The 5,391-nt window shown below is 71.0% G+C and carries 4 protein-coding genes; all 4 read left to right on the top strand.

The window, feature by feature from the left end:
- On the top strand, positions 1–2,043 hold a 2,043-nt coding region (ppsA, locus tag ACH9D2_RS11180; RefSeq protein ID WP_396362901.1), incomplete at its 5' end, for a phosphoenolpyruvate synthase.
- 82 nt (positions 2,044–2,125) lie between these two features.
- Positions 2,126–2,971 (top strand): pyruvate, phosphate dikinase/phosphoenolpyruvate synthase regulator, encoded by an 846-nt coding sequence (locus tag ACH9D2_RS11175; protein WP_396362900.1) that lies wholly within the window; start codon positions 2,126–2,128, stop codon positions 2,969–2,971.
- 520 nt (positions 2,972–3,491) lie between these two features.
- Complete coding sequence (locus ACH9D2_RS11170) at positions 3,492–4,163, top strand: MBL fold metallo-hydrolase (protein WP_396362899.1); 672 nt, start codon at positions 3,492–3,494, stop codon at positions 4,161–4,163.
- 108 nt (positions 4,164–4,271) lie between these two features.
- Positions 4,272–5,357, top strand: a complete 1,086-nt coding sequence (locus ACH9D2_RS11165; RefSeq protein WP_396362874.1) for an inositol-3-phosphate synthase — start codon at positions 4,272–4,274, stop codon at positions 5,355–5,357.
- Positions 5,358–5,391: the final 34 nt, after the last annotated feature.

The following is a 5,391-nucleotide window of genomic DNA, read 5'->3' as shown; positions in this document are numbered from 1 at the left end:
TCCTGGGCGGTGCGCTCGAGCGCGACCGCGGAGGACCTGCCGGAGGCCTCCTTCGCCGGCCAGCAGGAGACGTTCCTGAACGTCCGCGGCGTGGAGAACGTGCTGGCGGCGGTCAAGGAGGTCTTCGCCTCCCTCTACAACGACCGGGCGATCGCCTACCGGGTCCACCACGGGTTCGCCCACGCCGAGGTGGCGCTCTCGGCCGGGGTGCAGCGCATGGTGCGCTCCGACGTCGGGGCCTCGGGGGTGGTCTTCACCATGGACACCGAGTCCGGGTTCACCGACGCGGTGTTCATCACCTCCTCCTACGGGCTCGGGGAGGCGGTGGTGCAGGGGGCGGTGAACCCGGACGAGTTCTACGTCCACAAGCCGGCCCTGGCCGCGGGCCGGCCGGCGGTGCTCAAGCGCGGGCTCGGGGCCAAGGCCCTGCAGATGACCTACACGGACTCCCGGGAGCTCGGGGAGACGGTGGGCTTCGTGCCCGTGGCCCCGGACCTGCGGGCCCGGTTCAGCCTCGACGACGCCGAGGTGGAGCAGCTGGCCCGGTTCGCGGTGGCCATCGAGGACCACTACGGCCGCCCGATGGACATCGAGTGGGGCAAGGACGGGACCGACGGGCGCCTCTACATCCTGCAGGCCCGCCCCGAGACGGTGGTCTCGCGCCGGGCCGCCGGGACCGTCTCCCGGTACCGGCTGCACGAGGACGGGAGGGTCCTGGTCGAGGGCCGGGCCATCGGCCAGCGCATCGGCGCCGGCCAGGTGAAGGTGCTGTCCTCGATCGAGCAGATGGCCTCCTTCCAGGCCGGTGACGTCCTGGTCGCCTCCATGACCGACCCGGACTGGGAACCCATCATGAAGAGGGCCGCCGCGATCGTCACCGACCGCGGCGGGCGCACCTGCCACGCCGCGATCATCGCCCGGGAGCTGGGCATCCCCGCCGTGGTCGGGGCCGGGAACGCCACTCAGGTGCTGGCCGACGGGGATCCGGTGACGGTCTCCTGCGCCGAGGGCGAGACGGGCCTGGTCCACGAGGGGCTGCTGGACTACACCGTCGAGGAGACCGCCCTGGGGTCCATGCCCGAAGCACCGCTGAAGGTGATGATGAACGTGGGCACCCCGGAGCAGGCGTTCAGCTTCGCCCAGCTGCCCCACCACGGGGTGGGGCTGGCCCGGCTGGAGTTCATCATCAACCGCCAGATCGGGATCCACCCCCTGGCGCTGCTCGCCCTGGAGAACGGCTCCCCGGAGCTGGACCCCGGTGTGGCCGGGCAGATCCGGGAGCGGATCGCCGCCTACGCCGGACCTCGCGACTACTACGTCAAGCGCCTGGCCGAGGGCATCGCCACGATCGCGGCGGCCTTCGCCCCGGAGCCGGTGATCATCCGGCTCTCGGACTTCAAGTCCAACGAGTACGCCAACCTCCTCGGCGGACCGGAGTTCGAGCCGGAGGAGGAGAACCCCATGCTCGGCTTCCGGGGCGCCGCACGCTACCTCTCGCCGGTGTTCCGTGCGGCCTTCGAGCTCGAGTGCGCCGCGGTGCGGCACGCCCGCACCACCATGGGCCTGACCAACATCAAGCTCATGGTCCCGTTCGTGCGCACGGTGGCCGAGGCCGAGGGGGTGGTGGAGCTGCTGGCGGCCAACGGTCTGAAACGGGGGGAGAACGGCCTGGAGATCGTGATGATGTGCGAGCTGCCCGCCAACGCCCTGCTGGCCGATCAGTTCCTGGACCACTTCGACGGGTTCTCCATCGGCTCCAACGACCTGACCCAGCTCACCCTGGGCCTGGACCGCGACTCCGCCCTGGTCGCCGGATCCTTCGACGAACGCGACCCGGCGGTGAAGAAGCTGCTGGGGATGGCGATCGCCGCCTGCCGGGCCCGGGGCAAGTACGTCGGGATCTGCGGCCAGGGCCCCAGCGACCATCCCGACCTGGCCCTGTGGCTGCTGGAGCAGGGCATCGACTCCGTCTCCCTGAACCCCGACGCCGTCGTGGACACCTGGCTGGCCCTGGCCCGCGCCACGCCCCAGCCCACCGCCTGAGGCCTCCCGTCCCGGCGCCCCGCGCGCCGGGACGGGGTCCCCACACGCGGGGCGCACCACGAGAGAAAGGCCACGCGAGGATATGACCGGCACCTGCCCGGTGGCGTTCTTCCTGTCGGACAGCACGGGAATCACCGCCGAGACCCTGGGCAACACCCTGATCACGCAGTTCCCGGAACAGGACTTCGAGCGCCACACCGTGCCGTTCATCATCACCGTGGAGCGAGCGCGGCAGGTGGCGGCCCGGATCGACGCCGTGGCCGCCGCCGGGCGGATGCCGGTGGTGTTCTCCACCGTCGTCGATCCGGTCATCCGCGACGTCCTCGCCGGCAGCCAGGGCTTCTTCGTGGACCTCTTCGGCACCCACCTCCCCCAGCTCGAGGCCGCGCTGCACGCCAGGGCGAATCTCCGGCCCGGCCGCGCGCACGGCCTGGTCGACGCCACCCGCTACCAGTCCCGGATGGCGGCGGTCGAGTACGCCATGGAGCACGACGACGGCCAGTCCGTCCGGGCCCTCGAGCGTGCCGACCTGATCCTCATCGCCCCCTCACGCTGCGGCAAGACCCCCACCACCATGTACCTGGCCCTGCAGCACGGCATCCGTGTCGCCAACTTCCCCCTGGTGGACGAGGACTTCGAGCGGCGGGCCCTGCCGGCACCCGTCGCGCCCCACACCGGCAAGTGCTTCGGGCTCACCTCCCAGCCCCTCCGGCTGAGCCAGGTGCGCCAGGAACGGCGACCCGCCACCGTCTACGCCTCCCTCGCCCAGTGCTCCTGGGAGCTGCGCAACGCCGAGGAGCTGTACGCCCTCAACAGCATTCCCCACGTCAACTCCGCCTCCATGTCCGTCGAGGAGATCTCGGCCACGATCCTCGAACGCATGGAGCTCGACGAGGCCGACCACGAACAGGCCGGCCGCATCCGGTGACCGCTCACCACGTGCGCTCGCGGCCGGCGGCCCCACCGGGCCGCGAACCGCACGCGGGCGCGGCTGTCCGCGCTCGTGCGCCTGCGGACGAGGCCCTCGCGGGAGATGGGCAGGCTTCCGAGGTCGTCCGTGCGCGGAGGCATCCTCCCCGACCTCCCTTGACAGGGGAGGATGATCCCCGGAGACTTTTCCCACCAACTGCGTTGCACATGGTGATACATGTTGCACAAAATGAGCCCCGTCTGACCGGTGGCCGCGGAGGGGACCGGAGCAGGCCCGTGTTCATCGGCCACTTCATCGGCCACCGGGAGCAGCGGCCGCACCGCTACGGAGAGGAGAGCGCGATGCACCGAGTTCACCGTGTGGTGTCCAGGGGCAGGGGCCCCGTGCTGAGCGTGGACACGGCACCAACCCCGCACCCCGGAGCCGACGAGGCGCTCGAGGCGGCGCGATGAGCGCGGGGTGCGTCTCCGGGCAGATGCCGGTACCGGACAGGAACCGAGCCGAGCGGCGGCAGGACATGACCACCGCGGACTGCGACGCCGGCCCCTCCGGACGGGTGAGGGTGGAACGGCTGGTGACCTCGGGCACGTTCTCCTTGGACGGGGGCAGCTGGGAGGTCCAGAACAACGTCTGGATCGTGGGCGACGACGAGCAGTGCCTCGTCATCGACCCCGCCCACGACTCCGCTGCCGTGGCGGCTGCGGTGGGGATCCGCGACACGCGCGCGATCCTCCTGACCCACGGCCACGACGACCACATCCGCGCAGTGGTCGAGGTGGCCGAGACCCTCCGGGCTCCTGTGCACCTGCACCCGGCCGACACGATGCTGTGGGAGCAGGTGCACCCGACGACCGGCTTCGACGCCGAGATCGCCGACGGCGACCGCTTCTCCGTGGCCGGAACACGGTTGGTCGCCCTGCACACCCCCGGGCACTCCCCCGGTTCGGTGTGCTTCCACGCCCCCGACCTCGGGGACGAGGGAGTGCTGTTCTCCGGGGACACCCTCTTCGCCGGCGGGCCCGGGGCCACCGGACGCTCCTACTCGGACTTCGGCACCATCATCGACTCCGTCCGGGACCGGCTGCTCACCCTGCCGGAGGGCACCGAGGTCCTCACGGGGCACGGAGAGCCCACCACCATCGGCCACGAGAAACCCCACCTGCAGGAGTGGATCGACCGCGGCCACTGACGCACCGCTGCGGTGCGGCCCACCGCGTCCCACAGCCCCCCTCGACCCCACGAGGCCGCCCGCACCGGCGCACGGTGGGTGCGGCCCACCCCATGACCAAGGAGTCCCGTGTCCCACCATCCCATTCGCGTGGCCGTCGCCGGTGTCGGCAACTGCGCCTCGTCGCTGATCCAGGGCGTGCACTTCTACGCCGACGCCGATCCGGGCGCCACCGTGCCCGGTCTGATGCACGTGGTCCTCGGCGACTACCACGTGTCCGACATCGAGTTCGTGGCCGCCTTCGACGTCGACGCCGCCAAGGTCGGGGTCGATCTGTGCGAGGCGATCACCGCCGGGCAGAACAACACCATGGTCTTCGCCGAGGTCGGCCACACCGGGGTCACCGTCCAGCGCGGGCCCACCCTGGACGGGCTCGGGTCCTACTACCGGGAGGTGGTCGAGGAGTCCACCGAGCCCCCGGTGGACGTGGCCCAGGCGCTGAAGGACGCGCAGGTGGACGTGCTGGTGTCCTATCTGCCGGTGGGCTCGGAGGAAGCCGACCGGTTCTACGCCCAGGCCGCGATCGAGGCGGGGGTGGCCTTCGTCAACGCCCTGCCGGTGTTCATCGCCTCCGACCCGGTGTGGGCGGGCAAGTTCACCGCCGCCGGGGTGCCGATCGTCGGTGATGACATCAAGTCCCAGATCGGGGCGACGATCACCCACCGGGTGCTGGCAAAGCTGTTCGAGGACCGCGGCTACGTGCTGGACCGCACCTACCAGCTCAACGTGGGCGGGAACATGGACTTCATGAACATGCTCGAGCGCACCCGGCTGGAGTCCAAGAAGATCTCCAAGACCCAGGCGGTGACCTCCAACGTGGAGAAGGAGTTCGGGACCAAGGACGTGCACATCGGTCCCTCGGACCACGTGCCGTGGCTGGAGGACCGGAAGTTCGCCTTCGTGCGCCTGGAGGGCCACGGTTTCGGCAACGCCCCGATCTCGCTGGAGTACAAGCTGGAGGTGTGGGACTCGCCGAACTCGGCCGGGGTGATCATCGACGCGATCCGGGCGGCGAAGATCGGGGCGGACCGCGGGATCGGGGGTCCGCTGACCTCGGCCTCGGCGTACTTCATGAAGTCCCCGCACGAGCAGCAGCCCGACGACGTGGCCAGGGCCAACCTGGAGGCCTTCATCCGCGGCGAGCGCGAACGCTGAGCCCCTCGCCCGCAGACCCCCGCACCGTCCGCGG

This window comes from Kocuria rhizosphaericola, assembly GCF_044462205.1.
Lineage (GTDB): Bacteria > Actinomycetota > Actinomycetes > Actinomycetales > Micrococcaceae > Kocuria > Kocuria rhizosphaericola.
The sequence above is the reverse complement of the archived record's forward strand: the minus strand, read 5'-3'. Positions and strand labels throughout refer to the sequence as shown.